Genomic DNA, 26,613 nt, shown 5'->3' with positions numbered 1-26,613 from the left:
AGTTATGAACAAAACTATGTAATTTTTTGGCTTATTAAGTTTTATTTATTACTACAGGTTACTTAAAATCTTCCCTTCATCTCTCATCATCTTTTAGTAAAGCTGAACAGTTAATAGACCCTTGTAGTAGGTTTAAATTATTCATAATTTTGAAAGCTGCCACGCACAGACAGATGAGCATCATTATTATTTGCCCTGGAATCCACGATCCAGCCTTCACTGAATCCTTTATATCGGAATGGTTAGATATTCCTAATGGCTTAATTTCTAAAAATCAATCTAATATATTGGTTTTTCCGGGTAATGATTTTTCGAGTTTATCAGCATTGCACATTTTGCAGTTTTTGCGCGTTAGCCTAGCTCACCGCAGGTATTGCTTGACCGAGACCGACTCTTTAAAATCACCAATTATATTCATAAGCTTTAGTGCTGGCGTAGTTGGGGCAATAGGGGCAGCACATTTGTGGCAACTCTTGGGTGGTCGTGTCAAAGCTTTTATTGCTATAGATGGATGGGGAGTACCACTACAGGGTAATTTCCCTATTCATCGGATGAGCCATGATTATTTCACCCATTGGAGTTCATCTTTGCTAGGCAGTGGGCAAAATAACTTTTATGCAGAGCCATCAGTCGATCATTTGTCCATTTGGAAATCTCCCCAAACTGTACAAGGCTGTTGGGTAGATTCGTCCATTGAGATTATTCCACCCACAGGTCGTCTGACAGCAACTGAGTTTTTGCTTATGCTGTTAAAGCACTACGAAGCAAATTAATCCGGACAATGGAGTAAGTAAACAGGAGTTAGGAGTGAGGGATTTGGAGTCAGCATTTATTCTGCCCTATGCCCAATACCCCATGCCCAATGCCCCATGCCCCATCTACCCCAAGAAAGTATCTAAATGTTTCCAACTGAACCGGCTGCTGTTAATAACGGCTTTGGCGCACTGCTGAAAAACCGTGGTTTTATGCTCCTGTGGATTGGGCAATTGGTGTCCCAGTTAGCAGATAAAGTCTTCTTCGTTTTAATGATTGCTCTGTTAGAGAACTACTCACCGCTTCCTGGGTTGGCACAAAACTCGATGTACTCAACCTTGATGCTATCGTTTACAATACCAGCAATTTTGTTCGGCTCTGCCGGTGGTATCTTTGTTGACCGCTTGCCAAAAAAGCTGATTATGGTCGGCTCAGATATTGTGCGGGGAATAATGACACTGTGTCTTCCCTTGTTACCGCGAGAGTTCCTGATTCTGTTAATCCTGACTTTTGCCATTTCCACGGTGACGCAGTTTTTTGCACCAGCTGAACAAGCAGCGATTCCCTTGTTGGTGAAGCGAGAGAATTTGTTGGCAGCCAATGCGCTGTTTAGCAGCACGATGATGGGAGCTTTAATTGTTGGCTTTGCGATCGGTGAGCCGATTCTGAGTTTGTCGAAAAGCTTGATGGGAGAACAATACGGTCAAGAGATTGTAGTTGGTGGATTATACATATTATCGGCTGCGATCATGCAGCCAATTAAGTTTAAAGAATCCAAACCCCACCAAGAACATCAAGCATCAAATAACCCTTGGGCTGAATTCACTGAGAGCCTGCGGTATCTCAAGAAAAACCGTTTGATATTGAATGCCATGCTGCAACTGACAACTTTATATTGTGTGTTTGCAGCCTTAACAGTGCTAACAATTCAATTAGCCGAGGAGTTTGGTTTAAAAGAAAAACAGTTTGGCTTTTTCTTGGCAGCAGCCGGTGTGGGTATGGTATTTGGTGCGGCGATTTTAGGCCACTGGGGTGATAAATTGCATCATAAACCCTTACCTTTAATTGGATTTTTGATAATTGCACTAGTTTTAGGGGTGTTTACTTTTACGCACAACTTATTACTGGCGCTAGGACTCTGTACATTTTTGGGTGTAGGTGCTTCCCTAATTGGCGTACCCATGCAAACTTTAATTCAACAGCAAACACCATCTACCATGCACGGTAAAGTATTTGGCTTTCAAAATCATGCCGTTAACATCGCCTTGGCGTTACCCCTAGCCATTACTGGGCCATTGACTGATGCTCTGGGCTTGCGAACTGTGCTGGTAGCAATGAGTATTGTTGTGGTAGTTGTCGGTGTTTGGGCTTGGAAAAATACCCGCAAAGTCTTGCAAAACGTAATTTAATTAATGTACGCTAATAGTCTAGGTTTATATTTCATATAAAAATTAATAAAATTTTAATTGAAGTTTTCAATTAAAATGAAATCTTAAATACAGAATCCAGCATTAACTTTAGCTATAGTCTGAGGTTTGACCGTGCGCTCGCTCTCCCAAATTAGTCTCCCACAAACCGAGAATCACAAACAGTCTCGTGCTTCTAGCCAGCCAGCCTTGCCCAAACGAGCATCTGGCGGTTTTGCTCTGCTTGACAGCCTTCATCGCCACGGCGTTGATTATATTTTTGGTTATCCTGGTGGGGCAATTCTACCAATTTACGACGACCTGTATAAGGTGGAAGCAACTGGTGCTATGAAGCACATTCTCGTGAGGCACGAGCAAGGCGCAGCCCACGCCGCTGATGGTTACGCCCGTGCCACAGGAAAAGTAGGAGTCTGCTTTGGTACTTCGGGACCAGGAGCAACTAACTTGGTGACAGGCATCGCCACCGCCTACATGGATTCAATCCCGATGATTGTGGTTACAGGACAGGTAGCACGTCCGTCGATTGGTACAGATGCGTTTCAGGAAACTGATATTTACGGGATTACGCTCCCAATCGTCAAGCACTCCTATGTGGTACGCGATCCCAAAGATATGGCGCGAATTGTCGCCGAAGCATTCCACATCGCTAGTACTGGGCGTCCGGGGCCAGTTTTGATTGATGTCCCCAAGGATGTAGCTTTAGAAGAATTTGACTATGTTCCTGTCAAACCAGGTTCAGTGAAGTTACGCGGTTATCGTCCCACTGTGAAGGGAAATCCCCGGCAGATTAATGCTGCTATCCAATTGATTACTGAAAGCCGCCGTCCGCTATTGTATGTGGGTGGTGGTGCGATCGCAGCCGGTGCCCATGAAGAAATCAAACAACTAGCTGAATTATTCGATATTCCCGTCACCACAACTTTAATGGGGATCGGTGCCTTTGACGAACATCATCCCCTAGCTTTGGGAATGTTGGGGATGCACGGCACTGCTTACGCTAACTTCGCCGTTAGTGATTGTGACTTGCTGATTTGCGTCGGCGCTAGATTTGACGATCGCGTTACAGGTAAGTTAGACGAATTCGCCTCCCGCGCTAAAGTAATTCACATCGACATCGATCCCGCAGAAGTCGGCAAAAACCGTATTCCCGAAGTGCCCATCGTCGGCGATGTGCGGAATGTGTTAGTGGACTTGTTGCGTCGCTGCAAGGAAACAGGAGTAAAAGCTACACCTAATCAAAACCAAGAATGGTTAAATCTAGTTAACCGTTGGCGCGATGAGTATCCTCTAATCGTGCCGCATCATCCCGACAGTATTTCACCCCAAGAAGTAATTGTAGAAGTCAATAGCCAAGCACCCCAGGCTTTCTACACCACAGATGTCGGGCAACATCAAATGTGGGCAGCACAATTCTTGAAGAATGGGCCAAGGCGCTGGATTTCTAGTGCTGGTTTGGGAACGATGGGTTTTGGCTTACCTGCGGCAATGGGCGCGAAAGTGGCGTTTCCTGATGAAGAAGTCATCTGTATCAGCGGTGATGCTAGTTTCCAAATGTGTCTACAGGAACTAGGAACGATTTCACAGTATGGAATAAATGTCAAGACAATAATCCTCAACAACGGCTGGCAAGGGATGGTGCGCCAGTGGCAGCAAGCCTTCTATGGTGAGCGTTACTCATGCTCCGACATGGAAATAGGGATGCCAGACGTAGAGTTGTTGGGAAAAGCTTATGGCATTAAAGGCATGATAATCAGCGATCGCAGTCAATTAAAAGATGCGATCGCCGAAATGCTAGCACACAATGGCCCAGTAATCTTAAATGTCCACGTCACCAGAGACGAAAACTGCTATCCAATGGTAGCCCCTGGTAAGAGCAACGCTCAAATGGTCGGTTTGCAGAAACAACCGCCAAAAGCGGCAGCAGAGCCATTGTATTGTAGCAACTGCAATGCAAAAAATGCTCCTACCCATAACTTCTGTGCTGAGTGTGGGACGAAACTGTAACGCTTTTTGATAATTCAAGACCAGAGAGATAGGGGAGCAAGGAGAAGGGGAGAAAGATGCAGGAATATCCCCCTAATTCCTGCCCCCTTTACTCTTGTGTAGGTGTCGCTTAATCTCCCAGATTAGGTTGAGGTAAAAAGATATTTTCTAAGTAATTTACTCAATCGCTTTGACTGTTGAAATCTAACAGCGCCTCAGCTAACTCTTCTAGTTGAGTAATCATGATGTGCGAATATGCTGTTCTATCCCTGGTTTAATTGCAGCAAAAATTAATTGTTGTCTGTCTTATCTAATAGGAATGGGTTGTAGTTTAAGAATGTCTACAGCTAAACTCATATCGAGCAAACCTAAATCATTTGTGAGAAATAAGAACTCCGACTTGTTTGAAAAGTCGGGTTTCTGTGGATTTATATTCTCAATATTTACTTAATATATTCAGACTTAGTGTATATTGCTGAAATATACACGCATTTATTAACTAAAACTACTTTATCAAATTTAGGTTTTATTAAAAATTCATATACTTTTTGCTTTAGTTAGTTAAATATGCGAGTTAGAGTTAATTTTATATAAATCAGTTTTATCAAAAAGTTCAGTAACATTCCTCTTTGATTAACAAGTTAAATATCACTAGAATATTAATAGTTGTGATGGCTTAGTTGATTAAAAAACGTCAATTATCCCAGGTGTATCTATTTATAACTTTCTTTCAGGCAGATTCAGGAGTCTGAAAATAATCGCTCTTTTTCTTTTTACAAAAAAGAGTTTATCTTCCCCTTGATTGAGGGAGGTTAGATTGTTGTTAGCAAATTAATGTACTAAGCATTAATAGTCTGTGCATTTGGAAATCGCTGTGTTCAAGTTTTATGAGACAACAGCGTCATAATTTATATTGGAAAATTGCACTTTTGTTTCTCACTAAGAATAAACACAACTTCTTTAAGCTTTAAATATTTATCAAACCACTTTACCAATCCCCATGCAACAATATATTTCTCATTTGCTCATACTGGTATTAGGAACAAGCTCAACTTTCCTCATTACTCCATCTCAAGCTCAAACTCCGGTAAAAACTAACAGTCAAAATTCTGAAAATGTTACTCCCATATCTTCAAATTCACCTTCGGCTAACCAATTGAGTGATTTTGCCAATTCTACTAATAGCAAACCACCTCTCCTTTCTGAGGCAGCTAATAACTCTTCTGTTCCTAATGCCAATAGAACAGCAAATAAGCCTCGTACACGGCTTCCTATATTCAGCAGAATTTTTCCTACGCCTTCAATGCAGCAATAATTTTATTTGCATTCATACAAGAGGTCTAATATACTTTGACCTCTCTCCTAAAAGAAGAGAGGTTTTGAGTGTTACTCCCCAACGCTTGTAGGGAAGTGCTGTTTTTGTTAGATATATATTGGACTCAACTGAGAACCGCGATATATATTAGCCATACTCTGATTTGCTTTATGCTTGCAGCTGACAGAGCATTAAGCCAAACCATTGATTTGGATCTCTCCACACATGAAGAGGTAATAAACCTTGTGCAGTGAGTTGCTGTTTGATAGTATTAATGTCAAATTTGCGGGAAATTTCGGTGAGGATAGTCTCACCTGGTGCAAAATTAACCTTAAGATTAAGAGCGCGTAATTCTACAATTTGCGATCGCAAGCTGCGTAAATGCATTTCTATTTGATGCTCGCTTTCATTGTAAAATGCCCAGTGTTCAAACTGGGTGGTGTCAAAGTTACCCTCAAATCGCTGATTTAAATGTTCTAGCATATTGAGGTTAAATGCAGCTGTCACTCCCTGGCTGTCGTTATAAGCTGGTTCCAAAATCTGTTTTGGCTTTCGTAAATCTATCCCCAATAAAAAATACTCACCTACTTGTAAAGCATTGGTAATTTGAGAGAAGAACACATCACACTCATCAGGGGTAAGATTACCTAAACTGCTACCAATAAAACAAATCATCCGACTGGGTAATTGCGTCGGTAAGAGTTTTGCAAGGGCTAATTCATAGGTTCCCGCTAGTGCATAAACTTGAAGTAAGGGATAATCTTTTAATAACTGCTTGGCACTACTTTCTAACATACCTGCACATACATCAATTGGTAGGTAGTGCAGAGGATAGCCTAGTTGCTGGTAGGCATCTAGTAAAATACGGGTTTTGCTAGAACTGCCACTGCCAAGTTCTACCAATTCACAAACGCCAGTTATCTTAGCAATTTCACCAGCATACTGCTGTAAAATCGTTGTTTCTGTGCGTGTAAGATAATATTCTGGTAAATCACAGATTTGCTCAAACAGATCGGAACCACGATCATCATAAAAGTAACAAGGGGGTAGAGATTTAGGTGTGTGAGTTAATCCCTTCACTACATCACTCCCAGCACTAGGTGCAACTATTTGAGTTGCTCCTACCAAACGCTCTATCAGCAAGCGTTTTTCAACGCTGCTTTCAGAATTAACCTTGCTGTTAACAGCTTTAGATATCGACATGAAACCTCCGTTTGCTTGGCGTAATAGGTTACTTTGATGGCAGACCTTTACCCCAATCAGTGAAACACATAGCCATAGTTAATAAAATCATGCTTGAGCAATATAGCTCAAGCTTTAAAGCTATTTTTCAGCATTTTCCCACTAAAATAGTAGCAAGTAAGCGTCTAATTGCTATGTTCTTCAGCGATAAAGACTCGATATAGCCAATATGTCCCAAGTAGCAGCCAACAGCAGATCAAGTCAGAATGAGGTTGACTAGAGAATGTGGCTTCGTCCATATCCTGGAATAGCGCAAAAGTTTTCGAGCGACATTTATCGAAGGCTTGAGAAATAGCCTCTTTCACACTAGATTTGCTCAATTTGGATCTCACAGTCTGCTCCCACACTAATGATGCTATTTTCTGGGCAAGCAATCCAATTACCTAGAAATATAGGTTCAGACGCAATAATTACGGATTGTGGGAAAGTCGGATCATCTCGTATCCAGTAAAGAGATGGAGGCGGTGAAGTGGTAGCAAAACGAGAAGCTATTAAACGATGTCCGTCACTAAAAACTACGTTGAGTGAGGCTTCTACTTGATAGCGTTTTGCCATCTCTAGAAGCGTTAATAATGTGGTGCGTAAGGCATACTCTGGAAGCCGATGTCTGTTAATTTGACTTTGCGAAAGTAACAATGCAAAAATGTGTTCTGAGTCAGTATTGCCATTAATTTTTTCGTAAAAATCCTGGGTTAAAGTACTGCGAATTTTTCTGTGTAATGTTTTGCGGAAATTTTCGATTCGTCCATTGTGAATAAATAACTGTTGTTGATGGTTAAAGGGCTGACAATTAGCAAAATCTACGGCTTGTCCTGGTGTAGCACTGCGGACATAAGCAAGTACACATTTTGATTCGACGTAACGGCTGAGACTAGGTAGATTTATATCATTCCAAATAGGCAGAGTATTTTTGTAGATAAAAGGCTCAGTATCTTTTTGAATATGATACCAACCCACACCAAACCCATCTGCATTTACTACCCCAGAGGTCATTTTGCGGGGTTGATAACTCTGGACGATGAGTGAGTGTTCTGGTTTATACAATAGATATTCTAATGAAATAGGCGAACCGAGGTAAGCAAGTAAACGGCACATTATGAATATTCCAACTTCTATTAATACAATTATTGGGCAACAGCCTTATCCGTTTTTATTCGCCATCATCAGTGGTTCCCACTTATATGGTTTTCCCTCACCTGATTCTGATTATGACTTGCGTGGTGTGCATATTTTACCAGTTCAAAAAGTAGTGGGATTACAGACTAAAAATGAAACTATTGAAGTTTCAGAAGTTCGCGAATCTTTAGAAATCGATTTAGTAACTCATGATGTCAAAAAATTCTTTTTGATGCTACTTAAAAAGAATGGTTATGTCTTAGAACAATTGTATTCTCCTTTAATATTAGTAACCTCACCTGAGCATGAGGAATTGAAAAATATTGCTAAAAATTGTATTACTCGTCATCATAGCTACCATTATATTGGTTTTGCCACAACCCAATGGAAACTTTTTGAGAAAGAACATACGTATCGACTCAAGTCATTACTTTATGTTTATCGAGTCCTATTAACTGGAATTTATCTGATGCAAACAGGAATAGTTGAGTCTAACTTAATTAAGCTAAATGAGGTTTTTAATTTACCCTATATTTTTGATTTGATCGCCCAAAAATTAGTAAGTACAGAAAAGTCCATTTTGTTAGATATTAATGTAGCTTTTCATCAAAGAGAATATGAACGTCTGCGTAATAAGTTACAGGAAGCATATCAATCCAGCTCATTACCTGAAACACCTTCAGCTAATGCAGCTTTGGATAATTTGTTGATACGTCTGAGAGCAAGAAGCTATTAATTATAAGCTTTTAAATGCTCAATCCTAGCTTTTTTAAAAAAGACTTTGGTAATTTTCAATTCTGCGTTACCTATAGATAATGGTACTAGTTTATTTGTGTTTTAATAGGTAAAATGATTGCAAACTCCGTCCCTTGCTCAAATTCTGACATCACTTCTATTTTACCTTGGTGTTTATCAACTATCTGATAACAAATACTTAAACCTAAGCCAGTACCTTTACCCACTGGCTTAGTTGTGAAAAAAGGGTCAAATAGTTTCTTTTTAATCTCTGGTGGAATTCCGGGGCCGTTATCTCTGATCCCTACTTTGATAAAAATATCATCTATTTTTAATGTATCTATAAAAATTTGTTTACTTTTACCTGAATGAGTTTTTTGATCTAGTACAGCATCTATCGCATTACTTAGAATATTCATAAACACCTGATTGAGTTGTGCTGGATAACACTCAACCAAGGGTAAATCTCCATATTTTTTAATTACTTCAATTTCTTGTTGAAGTCTGTGATTCAGAATTAACAGTGTATTATCAATTCCTTCATGAATATCTACCTCTTTCATATCAGCTTCATCTAATCGGGAAAAGTTCCGCAAAGATAACACAATTTCCTGAATGCGTTGAGCACCCATTTTCATAGAAGAAAGCAGGCTTGGTAAATCTTTATGAATAAAGTTTAAATCAATCTCTTCAATATTGTCTTCTATTAAATAGATGGGATTCGGGTATTGTTGCTGATATAATTTCACTAGATTAAGTAAATCTTGAGTATAATCAGTTGCGCATTGAATATTCCCATAAATAAAGTTAACAGGATTATTAATTTCATGAGCTATACCTGCTACCATTTGCCCAAGAGAAGACATTTTTTCTGTTTGAATTAATTGCCCTTGAGCTTCTTTTAAATCTTGCAGGGTTTTTTGAAGTTTTTGGGTTCGTTCTTCTACGCGTTGCTCTAAACTTTGACGAGCTAGTTCTAATTCTTGGGTTCGTTCTTCTACGCGTTGCTCTAAACTTTGGTGAGCTAGCTTTAGTTCCTGGGTGTAATCCCCCACCCATTCCACCAGTTGATTCAGGGAAGTAGCTAATGTCCCTACCTCATCGTTGCTTGTAACATTAGCTCTGAGTTCAAAATTTGACTCTTCCGTGATTTTTCTAGCAACGTTAGTAACTATTTGTAGAGGGCGTGCAATTAACCTACTGGTATATACTGCTAGTATAGCTGCGATCGTAGACGATAGCAGCATACTTCCAAGAATAACTTTAATTCGCAATTTTTGGGCACTATCAAAACTAGCTTTTGCTTGCTTTCTGTTAATTTCAGCATGTCCTATAATCCGAATTAACTCATCTGAAAGTTTTTCAAATTTAACAGAAATATTAGCTTTTTTTTTGAAAAAAACTAGCAACTCTTCTTGTTCAGATTTTATTTTTTTTGCTAAAAATTTATTTTGTTCAATCTGTTTCCAAAAATCTTTGACTATTTGGCTATATGTCTTTGTATTTTCTTTATAGTTATTCAATAATTTCAACAAATCTATATTATTTTTTGTTGAATTATAAGCATAAGTATTGGAAAAAGTTTCTATTTTTGATAACTGTTGATTAACCTGACTCATTTCATCAAGAAATCTATTTTTTTCAAATTCTAACCAAATAGAATTTTCTAATACAGTTACTAATCTTTGTGGATGCAGTCGCACTCTAATTATTGAATTTTCTAAATCTTTTAATAGAGATTGTTGTTGATAAGATGAATCTAACTGCTGTTGAGCAAGTGTTTCATAGCGGTATGCAAGTAACAAACCACTTGTTGTACCGATGAAAGCGATACCAACTGCTAGAGTATACCCATAACTAATCTTTTTAGCGATATTCCAGTTATCGCTAAAGTTACTAAGTAATATAAAAATCCTTTTAACAGAATGTTTCGTAGCAGCTATCATTTATTTATTAACTTATTATAAAAAATTTCCTTGTCCGATTTTTTGATAAACCTCACGAATCATATTATAATCAGCATCATTTGCTAAAACTAATTTGCTTCCTTTATAATTTTGGTTTGCTTTAGCAGTCACCAAACTTTGAATTAGTTTATCCTGATGTTTCATCATGCGCGATCGCATATCTCCTATAAAGCTAGATGCCAATTGGTTACTAGCAACAAATACGTCTCTAGGAAGTAATGGTCCTTTAAAAATTACAGAAAAATCCTTCTCAAGTAAACCCTCAGATTCCAGAATGTTTTTATATCTGTCAGATGCAATCGCCCAAGCATCTACCTCACCTTTTTTTAAGGCTTGTACTCCTTTATCACCCAACATGACAGTTTTGAAGTCAGTTTTTGGATCTAATCCAGCATCTATTAGTAGCTTTGTGGGAGCAAGATGACCAGAAGTTGAGCCAATTTTTCGCATGGCAATTGTTTTGCCTTTCAATTGAGCTAATAAATTAATTTTGCTATCTGCACGAACTACAATAATCGAATGGTAGTTCGGGCGCTCAATGGCAATTATAGGAATAGCCTTTGCTCTAGCATTCAAAATCAAGTATTCTGAAGGCCCTGCAAATACAATATCTACTTCTCTTGATAACAGTGCTGGTGCTGCTGCTGTACGATTCTCTACAGGAAAAAACTCAATTTTTATGCCTAATATCTCTTCTAATGTGGTGCGAAAAACTCCGTAATCTCGTTGTAAGTCTTTAATTCCAGCAATATCTGTAACTGCAAATTTGAGATTTTTGGGTGCAATTATTGCTATCTTATCTGAGCTATTAGTAGTAGAATTTACTCCTGTTGTGCAACCAGCAGTAAACAGTAGCGAATACCAAAGAAAGTTGCGCCGTTTCATAGGTTTGAATAATATTACAAATGTAAAATTTTTTAGCTGTTATTTATAAATATACTTATGCAGTTTATTGCTTTTTTGTATTCATAGCTTCTGTAATATTACGGAAATAAGCTTGATGAATTTGGCCATTCTATTTGTTAGAAAATATAGGGTGCGTCCCACTTAAGAAAAATACCTGATGATTAGAAATAACGGTCTATTCATCTAAAATTAACTGTAAAAAAACGCGAGATCGACGAACCTCTCCCTGCTTGAACTAAAGTTCAAGTCTGTCCCTGTGGGAGTCGGAGAAGGAGGGTTTTGCCTAGTAAAAGCTCTTAGAGGTCTTTTGATTGGGCTAATTAGGCGGACACTGTATGAGCCGTTGAATTCACGTTAAAAAAGAGGAAATTGAGCCTCCAACAAATGGAGTTAGGAGTGAAAAATTTTTCACTCCTAACTCCTAACTTTTTTACAACTTCAAATTCCAAGCAGCAAAAGCTAAAGTCCCCCAAGCTGCAAGAAAGGCTGTGCCGCCTAGTGGTGCGATCGCTCCCAAGGATTTAATACCGGTTAAGCTAAGGGCGTACAAGCTACCTGAGAAAATAGCAATGCCAATGATAAACAGCCATCCACTGGCTACGAGTGAGGGTTGAGGCGACTCAGTGCGACTCATTAGGATTGCTAGTAAGAAAAGTGCTAGAGCATGATACATTTGGTAACGAGCGCCAGTTTCAAAAATTTCTAGCGATCGCTCACTAATTTTTTCCCGTAACGCATGGGAAGCAAAAGCACCAGCAGCAACTGACAAACCGCCTAAAATGGCAGCTACGCTCAAAAAAATCTGCGTCATTAGAACTAGCCGTAAGTTGGGTATTGTAGTCATTAGTCATTAGTCATTGGTCATTAGTGAATAACAAATAACAAATGACAAAGGACGAAGGACAAACGACAAATGACTAATGACAATTAGACATCAAAATGATATGATACAGCCCCTTCTTCGTTCACCTTAAAGTTTGCATTGAATTCTTTAGCTTTTTCATCTAAATATTGTCTGGCGTGGGCTGCGGGTAGTTGTGACTGTATGGCAAAGCCTAAAACGGTTACGCGCCCGTGATTTTCTTGTAGCATCTCATAAAAAATTGATTGCAGGCGATCGCTGACTTGTTGATTAATCGCTTTTTTCTCCTGCCGACTTTGACGGTACAATCCCAATGCTAACCACGTACCCAGTGTTAGGGTAGGGACACCAAAAATTAGACCACCGACAGCAGCATTCTTATCTTCATAAGTAGCATTCGGTGCATTAAATTCATACTCACCCGTGGGTATTACGATGGCTTTACGTGTAGCAAATTTTTCTAATGCCGCTGTTGCTGATAGAGTTACAAACATGAATCCGAGTGTCAGTAGCCAACCAGCAGCTAATTTTTCAGCAGTTTTCATAATTTCACTTCAGATTTACACTTTGCTTGCGATTTTAACCTGACTTTCATAAAGGTTCCAATATCTCAATCTACTCCCAGCGACAGTTTTTTAGCTTTTACACAATATTTTTGCTTACATTGCCTACTTAACGCTTTTTCAAGAAACACTTGAGGTAAAACTCCCCAATATTGGCGATTTTAGCTTTGCTAAACAGGATTTTGACTGGGTTGTAAAAAACAAAATTTTCCATGAGTCATTAGACTTGCGGTCTATTATCCAGAGAATATAGCGATATACAAAGCGAATACGCTAGACGTTTGATCGTGTTTACAAGTAAAATACGGTAAGCACATCGCTTTACCGGCTTTTGCACGGAAAACCGCAGAAAAACCAGTAAGAAGTTGATTTTAGTAAAACAACTGACCCATAAGCAGTTATCAAAGTCTGTTTCAGCTAAATGCCAGTTGTTATACTTCCAAAAACTTCCAGACAGGTTTGTTTTAAGTTGTCCAGTAATTCTCTGCCCTAACTTTTAGCTGGATAACCTTTCTTTGTGTCACTCATCTTTTGAGAAACACAATAACTTGCTATGACTAGCTCTATCTACCACTGGGCTGTGATTCGGCTGAGTTATTGCTCTCTAGTAGTGAAGTTCTAGCTGACTTTCTCAAACCCCCAAAGAGTATGCACTATTTATTACTACCATTCTTAAGCTTCTTCGTTGGCATCATCGTTGGTTTGACGGGAATTGGCGGAGCCTCTCTCATAACCCCAATGTTAATTTTTGTCTTTCAGGTTCCGCCTTCTATCGCTGTGAGTTCTGATGTTGTGGCTGCCACATTGATGAAAATTGTTGGTAGTGTCAAGCATTGGGAACAGAAAACTCTTGACACAGAAGTTGTCAAATGGCTGGTATTCGGGAGTGTTCCAGGCTCACTCTTCGGGGTGGGAATTTTGCACTTCATTAAACGTACAGGTGGGTATAACCTGGATAGCATCTTGCTCCGTTTGCTGGGCGGGATGATTTTGCTAGTCACAGTATTAGCACTAGTGCAATTGTTGTTATTGACTTTTTTACCCAAATTTAATTTACCTGAACTGCCAAAGTTAGACTTAGAAACTAACTTTGGTCGATTTATGACAATTACTTTGGGAGCAATTTTAGGCTGTTTGGTTGGTCTAACTAGCGTTTCATCAGGTTCAATGTTTGCTTTAGTGCTGATTGGGTTTTTCCGCCTTGATGCACGAAAGTTAGTGGGTACAGATATTTCACACGCAGCGATTTTACTGCTGTTTACAGCCCTTGGTCATCTCAGCCTCGGAACAGTTGATTGGAGTTTGGTAATGCCTATATGGCTAGGCTCTGTGCCAGGGGTTTTACTTGGCGCTAAAATCTGCCAGGTAGCTCCGCAACGCCCACTACGGTTTATCATTTATACCATTTTGATGATGGTAAGTTGGAAATTAGTTCATCAGGTATAACAGGACTCAGTAATAGAGTTTGGTTGTAAAAGTTTTTTGCTGCTCACTCACTATCCAAAAAGACGGCACCGAGATTAGGTGCGGCTAAATCTATCCCTCCGTTCGTTCCAGTATTTGTAGGAAAACAAGAATTAGCGACATTCAGCAGTGTTTTTGGAGTGCAGGTAACATCAGGGGCAAACAACGAGTAGCCGTAGACTTTTTTTCCGTATGACACGAGTTCATCGGTAGGAATCAGAAGACCTCCTAAAACTTGGTTTGCTGGAATAGTGAGTGCAGGGTTTATGGGAATTTCCCGATTATTTTTGCTAGCATTATTCAGGAAATAATATTGTGGAATTGGGTCTTGTAACGGTGTTTTACCCCAGGTGGAAGCTGCTATCACGTAAATGGGCCCATAAGAAGTAGGATTTCCATGTTTATCTACACTTGTAATCGCTGCAATACCGAAACCATCGTGTCCAGTAGGTAATCCACGCTCGAAGACAGTAAAGCCAATTTTCTTACTTGCCTTGACAGGTCTAACAAGTATAAAGTCAAGCCGCTCGATACTAGCGTTACCGTTGTAAAGTGTGCCGGCTAAATTTGCGCCTGTGTTAGTAAAAACGTTATCTGGACCTGCCAAGATATTGTTGATACTAAATAGCGTTTTCTCTGTAAGTGGGCCTACACTCAGAAAGTTAAAGGTATTAGAGGAAGAATCAAAATTGCCTTGGTAGTAAGCTAACTTTCTCTCATCTGTAGTGGGGTTACGACGAATTTGCACAAAACCAGGGATGGATCTAAATGTTGTGCTGCCTTCTGTGGTGGTTAATCCTGTAATTGATTGAATTTGCCCCCCGAAGTTGAGAGTAAAAGTACTGCCTGCAAATTCGCTATCACCTGCAACGTTGGTAATGGATGTAGTAGGAAAGGAAACAGTCTCAGTAGTGATTGAAGTGATATCTTGCCCAATTATTTGCGCTTGTGCTGAGGTAAAGCACAAAAATGGGGCAATCATTGAGATCAGACAAAAAACAGGTTGAATGCTTGGGCGAAAACGGATAGAATTGCACCTAATTGCAGAGATAAGAGAGTATTGCATCACATAGGTTCCAATGATTGAAAAAATCATGGTTAATTATATTGATGTTAAAAACATATTTTGGTTAAGAATTGGTAAACAAAGAATTTTTCTTTGAATATCGAACACTAACGATTTAATTTCAGATTGGGGTTTTCAGCGTTTAATCCCAAATCCAGCATTCAAAATTCAATATTGATTAACTTCTCACCCAAGATAGTAAACTGAATGTACCTCGTTCATACATAATGAACATACCCAAGCCAATTAACACAAAAGGTACAGCAGCTTTACCGTAGCGACTTAAAATATTAGCAATGCTAGGTTGGCGGCTAAAAAAATAAGCGATCGCACACCAAACCCCTACCATGATAAAAAATATACTTAAAATTACTCCCAAACTGGCAAGGTCATGACCAGCGAACAAAGGGATATATATACTGATATTGTCACCACCATTAGCGATCGTTACTGCTGCCACTTTATAGGTTTGGGGATGCAAAATACTCAAAAGAAAAGACAATACCGGGTTGGTAGGTGTGGACTGCCTAAAATCACTACTGACTGTCTGAACTGTTATAGTTTCTTCTTTTCTAAATATTAATTGTTGAATACCAATTGCTATTGGTAGTAGCCCTAACAATCCTATCCATTCTCGCTGTACAACCAATCCACCAAAAAATCCTGGTAAGCTAGCGATGATAATGGCTGTAAAACCCAGATATTGACCGAGTAAGATATGCCGCCGCCGAAAATTAACATCTACCTGTGAAAAAAATATTAACAAAATAATGATGTCATCAATGTTAGTGGCGATGAAGGCAATTATCCCTTCACTGAAAGCTGTCCCTAGCTGGCTCATGCTGGATTTTTAGAATCTACGATTTACCACCATACCAAATTAATCTTTCAAGTAATTCAACTACACCACTTCCCAGTCCCTACTTTTTATTCCCTATCTCAGTCGTAGTCTAAATACCTAAAAACTGCTGTCAAATATGAGCGAGTTAGTTACTGAAATTACTACAGGGGCAATTGCGTTCATTGCCACTAACATTGATGATATTGTCATTTTATTATTGTTTTTTTCTCAAATAAACGCTAACTTTCGTCCCCGGCATATAGTTGCTGGTCAGTTTCTAGGTTTTACAGTTTTGTTAATCCTTAGTCTTTCGGGTTTATTTGGAGGATTAGTTTTATCAAAAAGCTGGATTGGATTACTTGGTTTACTACCAATGTCCATAGGTATCAGTAGCTTAGTGAATTCGGAAGAAGATTCATCATCGCCAGAAAAAGTTGTAGCTGCTACAGAAGAAGCTGAAGCATCAACAATTACTAGATTTTTTTCTCCCCAAGCTTATAGTGTGGCTGCTGTTACCATTGCCAATGGTAGCGATAATATTAGTGTGTATGTGCCTTTATTTGCTAGCTCCAAATTAGAGAGTTTTTTAGTAATTATTGGATTATTTTTTATCTTGTTAGGAGTTTGGTGCTACGTTGCATACAAATTAATTAACAACAGAGCCATAGCTGATGTCTTGACTCGCTACGTTAATAATGTTGTGCCTTTTATTCTTATAGGATTAGGTGCTTTTATTGTATTAAAAAGTGAAGCTTTGAGTCCAATAAAGTTAGCTGCTAGTTGTTGCTGTTTAACAGTATTAGTGAAAAATGAGATTCCTAGGCATTAACAACAAATAATTTAAGAGCAGAATTGGAGATACTCTGTTTCCGGTTAACAGTTAGAGGATCTCTGAAAAGTTTTTTGTATACACCGAATGCTTAGATATCCCCCTAAATCACCCTTAAAAACCAGGGTGGTTTCATACGAAAAAAGAAAAATCCATAAGTCTTGATTTCTCATGTATAACCATAGATTTTGACCCTCTTCAAACCTCTCTCCGCTTCGGGGAGAGGCTTTGAAACCTAGTTTTAGTTTTTCTCTCATTGTATGAAACCATCCTGCTAAATCCCCCTTTTTAAGGAGGACTTTGACACTCTTGTTTCCCCTTTTTTAAGGGGGTTAGGGGGAATCAATAGACCTCTTGCAAAAATATATTTTTGCACTCTTAGGGAAAAGGAAAAAAGTTAAAGGGAAAGGATTTTGAGTTTCTTTCCCCTTTTGCCCCGCCCCTTATCCCCAGAGGGGGCCCCACCTTCCCCTTTACCCCGACTTTTGCAAGAAGTCTAATAAATATTAGATACTTCTCAGACATTCTCTTAGAATTCAGCTATTGACAGGATTCAAAACAATACCGATGAAAGGGAACAGGGAATAGGGAACAGGCAACAGGGCTGATTCTTCCTCTGTTCTCTGTTCCCGCCCCGAAGGGGCATGGTAAAAAAGCCATCACTTTCATTCGCATTCCTTAAAAGAGCGATTTCTCTTAGGAAGGGGCAATGTCTTTTGAAATTCCTTAATTGCCTCAATATGAGTCTGAGTTAGATTTATATGCTCCTGTACTGCCTCTGTAAACACTTCTGTTGAGCCATCTTCTGCTAATCTTGTCGTCAAGTCTTTGACTTTGTGCGCCTGCTTCTCCATGCTTTCTCCACAATCTTTGATGCGTTTGCCTTTTTGATGGCTACTTTGGTCATCTGTTTGTAAACTCTCACCTAAATCTTTTACTGCTTTGCTTTGCTCAATTAATTCCTGAGCATGTTTCTGTGCAGTTTGTATAGTCTGCTGGGAAACTTTATGCATAATGTGAATCCTTGCTATTGCAATCTTATTAAAATTATTTCAATACAAACTGATTTTTTTAACTAACCTCTATCAAGGAGCGATCGCCACAATAAAATATTTACCTATTAAAAAATTATATGTCTTGTTAAAAACCTACTAATCTATCGAATGATAGGTTAGAGTCATGTATCAAAAGGTCAAGATTAATAACTGTTGAAAAATTTTCAAAATCAAAGCGATCGCTATTGCTAAGGTCAATTAGTGAAGCGATCGCTTATCACCATTGCGTATGCTTAACTTTTGTCAAATGGTGATTTGCACTGTATATATTGTGATTAATCAACTATCCAATAGATCTAACACACGCTACATCGAATATTAAACCTTGCTCAACCACTCATTCTCCTCTGGGTCTTTGAATAGCGAGGTGCTGAGGTAGCGTTCACCGAAGCTAGGCTGGATCATCACAATTAGGCGACCTGCATTTTCTGGTCGTTGTGCCACTTGAATAGCCGCGTATAAAGCAGCGCCAGCAGAAATCCCTGATAGTAAACCTTCTTCTTTTGCTAGGCGACGGCTGTAAGCGATCGCTTGCTCATCTGCTACCTGAATCACTTCATCTACCAGTTCTGAACGGTAAATTGCTGGGACAAATCCCGCGCCGATACCTTGAATTTTGTGAGGGCCTGATTTACCGCCTGCTAATACCGGACTGTTGCTTGGTTCAACTGCGATCGCTTGAAAACTCGGCTTCCGTTTTTTAATAACTTCTGAAACTCCCGTAATCGTCCCACCAGTACCCACTCCCGCCACGAGAATATCTACTTCTCCATCGGTATCATTCCAAATTTCTTCGGCTGTGGTTTCGGCATGAACTTTCGGGTTAGCAGGGTTGCGGAACTGCTGCAACATATAAGCATTGGGCGTTTTAGCTACAAGCTGTTCTGCATGAGCGATCGCTCCTCGCATCCCTTCTACCCCTGGCGTTAACTCTAGTTGAGCGCCATAAGCTTTGAGCATCGATCGTCTTTCGTGGCTCATTGTGTCAGGCATCGTTAGAATGAGATGGTAGCCCTTGGCAGCTGCCACCATCGCTAGCGCAATTCCTGTATTTCCAGAAGTCGGCTCTACTAAAACAGTTTTTCCGGGGTGAATCAAGCCTGCTTCTTCTGCCACTTCCACCATACTCGCGCCAATCCGGTCTTTCACAGAAGATGCTGGATTCATGCTTTCTAGCTTCACCACAATCCGAGCAACCGCTCCTGATGCTTGGGGAATCTTGTTTAATTGAACTAAAGGAGTTCGGCCGATTAACTCTGTGATATCTTTCGCTATCCGCATGTGGGTACTCCGTTGTGTCTAAATATAATACATTGGACTCTGCTGGGCGCGAGTTTCTCTTTCCTCGCACAAATCTTGGAGTGTATAACGACCCAAAACTTCTATTGAGGCAGCGTTAGCTTGCTCCCAAACTTCATAAACCAGAGTCTTTTCTAGAGTCGAAGAGTTAGAGGTATCTTTCTCTTTCCGCTCACCTTCAACCAAAGTGACAATTTCAAGTATTGTAATCTGCCAAGGTTCCCGAACTAAAACGAAACCTCCTTTAGAGCCGCGTTGACTCTGCACCACACCAGCACGCCGGAGGTTGGTCAAAATTTGTTCCAGATAGCGCTCAGGTATGGGTTGCTTGGCAACGATCTCACTCATAGTTAAAGGAAGTTTTTTTCCGTGGTGGCTTGCCAGTTCTAATAGTGCTAGCAGCGCGTATTCCACTTTGGAAGACAGATCCAAGAGAGCGTAGTTTTGGCTATTCAACACTGTACTCAACATACTACGGTGAATTGGGGGACTTATCGCAGTTTATGCGAAATTAATTTTTTTCAACTGGGGAATGTGATAACATCCCACTTATTACCCACAAAAACACTATACTCTATCGATTTACCGTAGATTTGATATTACACAATTCTCATATAAGGACTCGATCTTTTTCTGGGAATTATCCTGAGTTTCTGTTTTCAGAGCCTCACCTACCAACAAAAATCTCAACAGAGTATGCTAATAACTGATTTGCGAACCATTTTTGAGCGTGACCCAGCAGCCCGTAACTGGCTAGAAGTATTGTTCTGTTACCCTGGACTGCAAGCTCTAGTGTTTCATCGATTGGCGCACTGGCTGTATAAAATTGGAATTCCCTTCATACCAAGATTCATCTCTCATATTAGTAGGTTTTTAACTGGAATTGAAATTCATCCTGGGGCATTAATTGGCCAGGGAGTGTTTATTGACCACGGTATGGGAGTTGTGATTGGTGAGACTGCGATCGTGGGGGATTATGTTCTGATTTATCAAGGTGTCACCCTTGGCGGGACTGGGAAAGAAAGCGGCAAACGCCATCCAACTTTAGGCTCTCATGTGGTTGTGGGAGCGGGTGCGAAAGTATTGGGAAATATTCAAATTGGCGATCGCGTCCGTATAGGAGCCGGTTCTGTGGTACTACGAGATGTCCCCAGTAACACGACTGTAGTTGGGATTCCAGGGCGCGTAACTCGTCAGAACAATTTAAATAGCAATGTTCTGGACCATGATAAAGTACGCGACGTAGAAGCTGAAGTAATCCGCGCTTTATTTGAACGCGTCAAGTCTCTAGAGAAACAGTTTGAGCAGTTGGAACAATCAAGTTTGTCCCCAACTGAGCTTGGCGACGAATTAACCGACAATCCTAAAAGCAAAAACTCTGATGGGATGATTGAAGATTTTCTTGATGGTGCAGGAATTTAATTTAGGGAATTGGGCATTGGGCATTGGGCATGGGCAAAGGGAAAGGGGTAAGGGGAAAGATTAAATTTATTCCTTTTCCCTTTAACCTTTAACCTTTTCCCCTACTCCCCCTGCTCCCCTGCTCCCCTGCTCTCCTCTTTAAAATATCCATAGGTTCTTATAACCTGATATAAATGTAATACTACGGTTAATTTATCGGAGAATAGTTTTATATCATATGGTGTCTTTGTACACAAACTTATCTAGTTCAAGCAGTAACAATACTAAGCAACTTTTTGCCCGTAGGTCATTTCTGCCAGAGCATCATAACGACCTTTGGAAGATTGAAACGGGTTTCGTCAGAACTTTTAGCTATCTGGAAGATGGTACAACTGTTGCTTTAGGATTGTGGGGTCCTGGAGATGTCGTTGGTAAAAGGTTGTCAAAATTAGAACCTTATCAGATGGAATGCTTAACTAAAGTGGAGGCAACAGTTTTACCTTTAGAGGAGTGGACTGAACTAACAGAAACTCTACTTGCCCATATCCAACAGGCTCAAGAATTGATGATCATTCGTAGCCATAAAAAAGTGGATACTATGCTTATCAAGCTATTAGCATGGTTATCGAAAAAGTTTGGTTCGGAAGTTGAGAAGGGACGTTTAATAGATATGCGTCTGACTCATGAAGACCTGGCGGAAATGCTTGGTTCAACTCGTGTGACTATCACTCGTGTTCTTGGGCAGTTTGAGCAAGAAGGCTTGATTGATCGTCTCTCCCTACATCGAATTGTGTTGCGAGAAGAAGAAATTTGGTACTATGAAATTTAAATTATTTCAATAAAACCAGCTATCGCCGTCAGCATTCGGCTTGCCCACAATTCTAAGATTCAAGGATTCTAGGTAAGCTAAACCGCTAGAAATTTGTGGCACTGTTCCCCGCAGTTCAATGTCAAAATATCCTTCTGCATCCGTATTTGGTTGTAGCATAGCCTTGGTAATATTAACTACCAAGCCGTAAGTAGAAATTAACTGCGAAATCACGGGCGCTTGCAGATAGCATTTGGGAATATGTATTCGCAAACGAATTTGAGTGACTTGGCTTTTTTCATAAACTGAAGAAACCAGTGATAATCTGTTTTGGAAATTGGTTTTTTGGTTATTTAGTGCTGCCATTGGATAGTGATGATTTTATTAATTAGCGTAGGCGTAGCCCGTCGTAGACATCGCTATAAACGCTAGACAAATCCAACCAAATCGGTAGTCCCAGTTTTTCTAAATAACTCAGGCTAGAGTAGAGTTGCTTTGTTCTCCCCCACAAATCCAAGTCAAACCAGCCGTCATCTTGCGTATCGGGTTGAAGTATAGCAGTGGTGATATTGACTGTTAGTCCATAACGAGAAACTAACTCGGAAATCACTGGTTCTTGGTAATAAGATTTTAAGATACACAGTTGCAAGCGTAATCGATTGGTTTGACCCTGAGAAATCCATTGCTGGAATTGTTCTTGCCATTTATTTGTCAGCCATGCAGATTCTTTGGGACTCAGTTTGATAGGTGGATTTGGGAAAGGTAGAGTGTGCTGGTTGGATTGAATTTGGTTAGCGATCGCTAGTTGCAACAAATTCACTCCCAATCCTTGCAAGTAAGATAGGCTATTTGTCAGTTTTTGGGGATTTCCTGAAAGTTCTAAATCAAACCAGCCATCGCTGTCATTGTCGGATGTCAGGGATGCAGCTTTGATATTGACGGTTAAACCATAACGAGACACTAGTCGAGAAATTACAGGTTGCCTATTATACCGTTGAGGCACGAGAATTCGACTGTGGACTGAAGCAGGTTCTACAGATTTGCTCTGAGACATCAGATTAATTCCCAATAGCGATACCTACGGTCTATAAACTACGGTAACTTTATCGACTTAAAGAGCTATTTTGTCATGCAAAGAAAGTATCATGAAGTATACAAAAAAGCAATCAGCAAATTAACGTAAATTAGGAGCAATTTATGTAGAGTACTTGACGTTAAACGAATTGAGAATTTATTCCATCTGTCTCTTCGGTGATATCGTCATTATCTTAGAATCAAAATTGAATGCATCCTTTTTACCTGACCTCACCAAATCGCGTTGCTCCTGTTCGATGGTCTTGTGACAGAATAATGGATTCATTTTTAATTTTTAATTCCGCCTTGCGGTACTAGTAGTTCGCCAATGAAACTTGGCTATTTATTGGGCAAGGGGGAAAGGGAAAAGATGTTTACTCCTTTAACCTTTAACCTTTCCCCTTTTCCCAGCCTTCACCTAACAATTTTGGGTTGGCAGACTACTAGTTCCTTAAACCTATCCCACTATTCTAAAAATCCTTACTTCTTTTCGTAAAATGTGCTTAAAAACCTTAGTTTTTCGTTGTCAGTTCTTGATAAGCTTAAGCTTTGTGACACAAATATTATTAGTGGGATAAGTTCTTAAACCCTAAAATATCATTACCTAACCCTCCAACCGTGGAATGTCGGTTAGAAGATACGCCTGATTGTGAATTAAAAATTTTCAAGCAATATCAAAGGTTTCAGCCTTACAGCACTTTCCGCTATTGTGAGGTAGATATTTAGTGCTGAAAGGGTGCAAAAGGAGGGAATGTGCAGAGGAAAAGACTGTACTTCATAACAGCCGAAAGCCCTGTAGCTTAAATTGTAAACTCTAGCCTTATGAACAAGACTACGTTGTATTCAACCTTGTACTTACGTAAGCCGTAAGATTCAAGTTGTAATAAGCACTGTATTTCTTCACAAGTTTTTCACATTCATTTTCTCATATCAAGCATCAACGAGGCGCTCAAGTATTGCATTAATTATCTTGAGAATTCAACACTTTAAACAACTTTAACAACATGAGTACAATCTATATGAACTTTAAAAAATTTGGTGTATTACTGTCTATATCTACAATTTTTGGAATGAACGTTATTACGACCAAGACTTTGGCTCACGATTTACCTAGTATTTCTTTTGGAGCAATAACAACGGTTGGATGTAATGTTACAAATACACTTCCTGGATCTGTCCCTAGTACCTTACCCATCGCCTTGGATCAAATTAGTGCAAGCGAGGGTCAGCGTCAAAGGTGTATTTTACGTGCCCAGACTTTTATTCCTAGTGGTTTCTTCGTCGAAGATATACAGATACTTTACCAAGGAAGCGCTACAGTTAGTCCAATGAGTGAAGGTGCTAGCCTAAGCAGAACCTATAGCTTTAGTGGTGGTGCTTTTGGTCAAACCATATCTCCCATTAAAACTACCAACTTTACATCTAACGGTTCTAATGGATTTGCAGAGCAAGATGTTATTACTGTTCTATCTACTTCATGTGGTGGACAAGGACTATTAGGTATTAATATAATTGCACAATCATCACTAGGAAGTTCTATAGACATCCCCAAAATAGTAATACTTTCTGGTAAACTGTCACGTTGCTAAATTTAATAAACTGTATTACTTTCATTTGTAATTTTTAGCTCCCATTTAATCAGACCACCTTCATTAAGCAATTTACTCGGCTTATTTGCCAGATATTTACTGATTGATGTTGGGGAATCGCCTCATATAATACCGCCTCTTTTTTATCAACCGAAGGTCTGCCAATGGCTTTTCTGGGATAGTTTTAGTGTGAATTAAGATGGGATTATCCAAAGTTTTTGCCTCTTGGAAATCCTATGCACCTCTTTACATCCGACTTGTGTATACACGGTCAATACGGTTCGGTTAAAGGGGAAAGGGAAAGGGGGAAAAAGTTTTAACCCTTAACCTTTAACCTTTTCCCCAAAGGTAATTCTGAGTTCAAAATGCTTATCCGAACCGTATTGTATACACGGTAGCAAAGAGCGGGGAAACAAAAGAAATGCATATTGCCTTACAAACGGTTAGTAGGGGGAAAGGAGAGAAATAGCTCTTCATTGTTAATAACCGCAGCTTTACGGATGGACACCACTACTGTCACAAAGATTAAAGCCTCTCAATACTTAGTTAAATTAAAGACATCAAGAAGGATGGAGGCAAACCTCTCGAACGACATGAGCAATCCACGCTCAACATGCCACTTGGTTGGTAGTTGAGCTAATTATTAATAAACTAACAGGTCAGTGCTGGCGCGATCGCGAAAACTTTAAACTTTAAGTTCATATCCTAAAATTACCTTCTTCTTTCCCCTGTTAGGATATTAATCAGCATAAGATAGTCGCTTAAGTTTTGATTATAAACTTTGATGATTAATATTACTAAATTCAATAAAATTGACTTTCTCGTTTTGATTGGGATTGTGATTATTGGTCTTATACATTTGCCTTTTCCATTTGACGGAGATCAAGCATTTTTTAGGCTTGGTGCTTTGGAGATGCAACAAGGAAAGTTACTTTATCGTGATTTCTGGGATGTGAAGCAACCGGGGATTTTTTGCTTTTACTTTTTGGCAGGAACTTTATTTGGTTTTAATGAGATTGGCATCCATCTCTTTGAACTTATTTACATGGTGTTTCTGTCTATAATATTGTTGCTGAGTCTAAAAAGCTATTTTCAGCATCCGATAATCGCAAGTCTAGTACCTTTGTTAACGGTTGGCGTTTACTATACTGTTTCACAGCCTTGGCATCTTACTCAAGTAGAGGCACTGGTTAGTTTGCCTTTATTTATTTGTGTTTGGTTGACTTCTCAATCTTTTAAATATGAAGGTAGAAAAAGATTTTTTATACTTTTCCTATCAGGCTTTATTGGTGGAATTGTCATCACGTTTAAATTAATACTTTTGCTAATATTAGTTTCCTTTTGGCTAACTATTTTGATATATTCTTTGCTTATCAAACGGCAGCCAATTCCAAAAGTATTTGTAGAAATCTTTATTCCCATTTTTATGGGGATTATATTTCCTATTTTATTTATTGTTAACTATTTTGCCTGGTTTAATAGTTTACCAATTTTGTATCAAACATTTTTTTTATATCCACCTCGGATTGTTGCTAATTCCCAATTTAACCCAAGTGGGCTTTTTGCAGGAATCAAATGGTTCTTAAATAATTTTTACCCTCTAATTTTAGCCGCTACTGTTGCAGTAGATGTATCATTGCGTAAGTCTAAGAGTATATTGACTTTGCTACTTGTTATTTGGTGTATTTTTGCTTGGGGTGTGATTGCTCTACAACGTGGCGCATTTTGGGAATATCATTATTTACTATTGTTTGTACCTTTAGGTATTTTAGCTACTAAAGGATTAGATGTTTTATGGGAGTCTTTAAAAAAATTGAGTTCCCCATTTACGACAATTCTGCTTATATTTTTGTTTTTCTTCCCTTTGTCGCACACTCTTCTAAAAAAGAGTGTTGTTCTGGTTAATAACAATTTTGCTTTAGCTGAAGATACACGATTTAAATATCAGACAGTTTTTAGAGAAAAATATCCGTCTCTTCGTTCAGAGGGTGAATTTATCTCCCGACCAGGAAGTCTTCCTGGCAAGATTTATGTAGCTGGCGATCCATCTATTTACTACTTTTCTAATCGGACTCAGGCAACATCACTACGTGGTTGGGCACTTGAATATTTTCTGCCTGAGCAATGGACAAAACTTCTAGAAGAGTTAGATTCATCTAAACCTCCTTATATCTTTATTGATTATATTCAGCAGCCTACTATCAACAAAAACTTTCCAAAAATGCTAGAATTTCTTGAGGGAAGATACCGTATTTTACGTCAAAATGATAACGGTATTTGGTATGCACTTTTGTAAGAAAACCACTACAGCAATCCTC

26 protein-coding genes are annotated in these 26,613 nt (G+C 39.2%); 11 read left to right on the top strand and 15 right to left on the bottom strand.

Annotation, left to right across the window (positions count from 1 at the left end):
- Window positions 1–173: 173 nt before the first annotated feature.
- The 3 genes from RMY27_RS16980 to ilvB all read left to right on the top strand — a co-directional run bounded on the left by RMY27_RS16980 (window position 174) and on the right by ilvB (window position 4,184).
- Window positions 174–773, top strand: coding sequence for a hypothetical protein (locus RMY27_RS16980; RefSeq protein ID WP_322665136.1), 600 nt, complete (start codon window positions 174–176; stop codon window positions 771–773).
- A gap of 126 nt (window positions 774–899) precedes the next feature.
- Entirely contained in the window at window positions 900–2,162 is a 1,263-nt protein-coding gene (locus RMY27_RS16975) for an MFS transporter (protein WP_322665134.1), read from the top strand.
- 132 nt (window positions 2,163–2,294) lie between these two features.
- Window positions 2,295–4,184: a biosynthetic-type acetolactate synthase large subunit gene (gene ilvB / locus RMY27_RS16970; RefSeq protein ID WP_322665133.1), complete on the top strand. Its 1,890-nt coding sequence runs from the start codon at window positions 2,295–2,297 to the stop codon at window positions 4,182–4,184.
- A gap of 160 nt (window positions 4,185–4,344) precedes the next feature.
- Here the strand turns inward: ilvB and RMY27_RS16965 are convergent, their stop codons facing one another.
- Window positions 4,345–4,407, bottom strand: coding sequence for a DUF4351 domain-containing protein (locus RMY27_RS16965; RefSeq protein WP_322665195.1), 63 nt, complete (start codon window positions 4,405–4,407; stop codon window positions 4,345–4,347).
- A gap of 756 nt (window positions 4,408–5,163) precedes the next feature.
- Between RMY27_RS16965 and RMY27_RS16960 the strand changes: the two genes are divergently transcribed.
- Window positions 5,164–5,478: a hypothetical protein gene (locus RMY27_RS16960; protein ID WP_322665131.1), complete on the top strand. Its 315-nt coding sequence runs from the start codon at window positions 5,164–5,166 to the stop codon at window positions 5,476–5,478.
- 168 nt (window positions 5,479–5,646) lie between these two features.
- On the opposite strand, the gene egtD is transcribed toward RMY27_RS16960, so the two are convergent.
- From egtD to egtC, 3 genes are all read right to left on the bottom strand, one after another.
- Entirely contained in the window at window positions 5,647–6,681 is a 1,035-nt protein-coding gene (gene egtD, locus RMY27_RS16955; protein ID WP_322665129.1) for an L-histidine N(alpha)-methyltransferase, read from the bottom strand.
- A gap of 164 nt (window positions 6,682–6,845) precedes the next feature.
- On the bottom strand, window positions 6,846–7,025 hold the full coding sequence (locus RMY27_RS16950; RefSeq protein WP_322665127.1) for a hypothetical protein: 180 nt from the start codon (window positions 7,023–7,025) through the stop codon (window positions 6,846–6,848).
- A gap of 1 nt (window position 7,026) precedes the next feature.
- Window positions 7,027–7,815 carry an ergothioneine biosynthesis protein EgtC gene (gene egtC / locus RMY27_RS16945; RefSeq protein WP_322665125.1) on the bottom strand — a complete coding sequence of 263 codons (789 nt, stop codon included), beginning with the start codon at window positions 7,813–7,815 and terminating at the stop codon, window positions 7,027–7,029.
- Window position 7,816: 1 nt separating this feature from the next.
- On the opposite strand from egtC, the gene RMY27_RS16940 reads away from it, so the two are divergent.
- Window positions 7,817–8,572 carry a DNA polymerase beta superfamily protein gene (locus tag RMY27_RS16940; RefSeq protein ID WP_322665123.1) on the top strand — a complete coding sequence of 252 codons (756 nt, stop codon included), beginning with the start codon at window positions 7,817–7,819 and terminating at the stop codon, window positions 8,570–8,572.
- Between the two features lie 85 nt (window positions 8,573–8,657).
- Here the strand turns inward: RMY27_RS16940 and RMY27_RS16935 are convergent, their stop codons facing one another.
- From RMY27_RS16935 to RMY27_RS16920, 4 genes are all read right to left on the bottom strand, one after another.
- Complete coding sequence (locus RMY27_RS16935) at window positions 8,658–10,517, bottom strand: ATP-binding protein (RefSeq protein ID WP_322665121.1); 1,860 nt, start codon at window positions 10,515–10,517, stop codon at window positions 8,658–8,660.
- Between the two features lie 15 nt (window positions 10,518–10,532).
- Entirely contained in the window at window positions 10,533–11,423 is an 891-nt protein-coding gene (locus RMY27_RS16930; RefSeq protein WP_322665119.1) for a phosphate/phosphite/phosphonate ABC transporter substrate-binding protein, read from the bottom strand.
- A gap of 451 nt (window positions 11,424–11,874) precedes the next feature.
- Entirely contained in the window at window positions 11,875–12,255 is a 381-nt protein-coding gene (locus RMY27_RS16925; RefSeq protein WP_322665193.1) for a DUF423 domain-containing protein, read from the bottom strand.
- Between the two features lie 116 nt (window positions 12,256–12,371).
- Window positions 12,372–12,851 (bottom strand): hypothetical protein, encoded by a 480-nt coding sequence (locus RMY27_RS16920; RefSeq protein ID WP_322665117.1) that lies wholly within the window; start codon window positions 12,849–12,851, stop codon window positions 12,372–12,374.
- Window positions 12,852–13,517: 666 nt separating this feature from the next.
- On the opposite strand from RMY27_RS16920, the gene RMY27_RS16915 reads away from it, so the two are divergent.
- Window positions 13,518–14,315, top strand: a complete 798-nt coding sequence (locus tag RMY27_RS16915) for a sulfite exporter TauE/SafE family protein (protein ID WP_322665115.1) — start codon at window positions 13,518–13,520, stop codon at window positions 14,313–14,315.
- Between the two features lie 43 nt (window positions 14,316–14,358).
- On the opposite strand, the gene RMY27_RS16910 is transcribed toward RMY27_RS16915, so the two are convergent.
- Entirely contained in the window at window positions 14,359–15,429 is a 1,071-nt protein-coding gene (locus RMY27_RS16910; RefSeq protein WP_322665113.1) for a hypothetical protein, read from the bottom strand.
- Window positions 15,430–15,577: 148 nt separating this feature from the next.
- The gene (locus RMY27_RS16905) at window positions 15,578–16,240 is read right to left on the bottom strand and encodes a cadmium resistance transporter (protein ID WP_322665111.1); all 663 of its coding nucleotides are present in this window, start codon (window positions 16,238–16,240) and stop codon (window positions 15,578–15,580) included.
- A gap of 136 nt (window positions 16,241–16,376) precedes the next feature.
- On the opposite strand from RMY27_RS16905, the gene RMY27_RS16900 reads away from it, so the two are divergent.
- Window positions 16,377–17,069, top strand: coding sequence for a cadmium resistance transporter (locus RMY27_RS16900; RefSeq protein WP_322665109.1), 693 nt, complete (start codon window positions 16,377–16,379; stop codon window positions 17,067–17,069).
- A gap of 665 nt (window positions 17,070–17,734) precedes the next feature.
- Here RMY27_RS16900 and RMY27_RS16895 read toward each other — a convergent pair.
- The 3 genes from RMY27_RS16895 to RMY27_RS16885 form a co-directional block, all read right to left on the bottom strand.
- Complete coding sequence (locus RMY27_RS16895; RefSeq protein WP_322665107.1) at window positions 17,735–18,082, bottom strand: hypothetical protein; 348 nt, start codon at window positions 18,080–18,082, stop codon at window positions 17,735–17,737.
- Between the two features lie 360 nt (window positions 18,083–18,442).
- On the bottom strand, window positions 18,443–19,405 hold the full coding sequence (cysK, locus tag RMY27_RS16890) for a cysteine synthase A (protein ID WP_322665105.1): 963 nt from the start codon (window positions 19,403–19,405) through the stop codon (window positions 18,443–18,445).
- Window positions 19,406–19,423: 18 nt separating this feature from the next.
- Complete coding sequence (locus RMY27_RS16885; protein WP_322665104.1) at window positions 19,424–19,894, bottom strand: Rrf2 family transcriptional regulator; 471 nt, start codon at window positions 19,892–19,894, stop codon at window positions 19,424–19,426.
- 225 nt (window positions 19,895–20,119) lie between these two features.
- Between RMY27_RS16885 and cysE the strand changes: the two genes are divergently transcribed.
- On the top strand, window positions 20,120–20,845 hold the full coding sequence (gene cysE, locus RMY27_RS16880; protein WP_416212350.1) for a serine O-acetyltransferase: 726 nt from the start codon (window positions 20,120–20,122) through the stop codon (window positions 20,843–20,845).
- Window positions 20,846–21,062: 217 nt separating this feature from the next.
- The gene (locus tag RMY27_RS16875) at window positions 21,063–21,653 is read left to right on the top strand and encodes a Crp/Fnr family transcriptional regulator (RefSeq protein WP_322665102.1); all 591 of its coding nucleotides are present in this window, start codon (window positions 21,063–21,065) and stop codon (window positions 21,651–21,653) included.
- A 6-nt stretch (window positions 21,654–21,659) separates the two neighbouring features.
- Here RMY27_RS16875 and RMY27_RS16870 read toward each other — a convergent pair whose 3' ends face one another.
- Entirely contained in the window at window positions 21,660–21,998 is a 339-nt protein-coding gene (locus RMY27_RS16870; RefSeq protein WP_322665100.1) for an NIL domain-containing protein, read from the bottom strand.
- 22 nt (window positions 21,999–22,020) lie between these two features.
- Window positions 22,021–22,686, bottom strand: a complete 666-nt coding sequence (locus RMY27_RS16865; protein WP_322665098.1) for an NIL domain-containing protein — start codon at window positions 22,684–22,686, stop codon at window positions 22,021–22,023.
- A gap of 1,090 nt (window positions 22,687–23,776) precedes the next feature.
- On the opposite strand from RMY27_RS16865, the gene RMY27_RS16860 reads away from it, so the two are divergent.
- A complete protein-coding gene (locus RMY27_RS16860) occupies window positions 23,777–24,295 on the top strand; it encodes a hypothetical protein (protein ID WP_322665096.1) in 519 nt (172 codons plus the stop codon).
- A gap of 784 nt (window positions 24,296–25,079) precedes the next feature.
- Window positions 25,080–26,591, top strand: coding sequence for a hypothetical protein (locus RMY27_RS16855; RefSeq protein WP_322665094.1), 1,512 nt, complete (start codon window positions 25,080–25,082; stop codon window positions 26,589–26,591).
- Window positions 26,592–26,613: the final 22 nt, after the last annotated feature.

The organism is Nostoc sp. DedQUE09, assembly GCF_034530915.1.
In the GTDB taxonomy this organism is placed as follows: Bacteria; Cyanobacteriota; Cyanobacteriia; order Cyanobacteriales; family Nostocaceae; genus Nostoc.
Note: the sequence above shows the minus strand (reverse complement) of the source record. Positions and strands in the feature narration are given on the sequence as shown.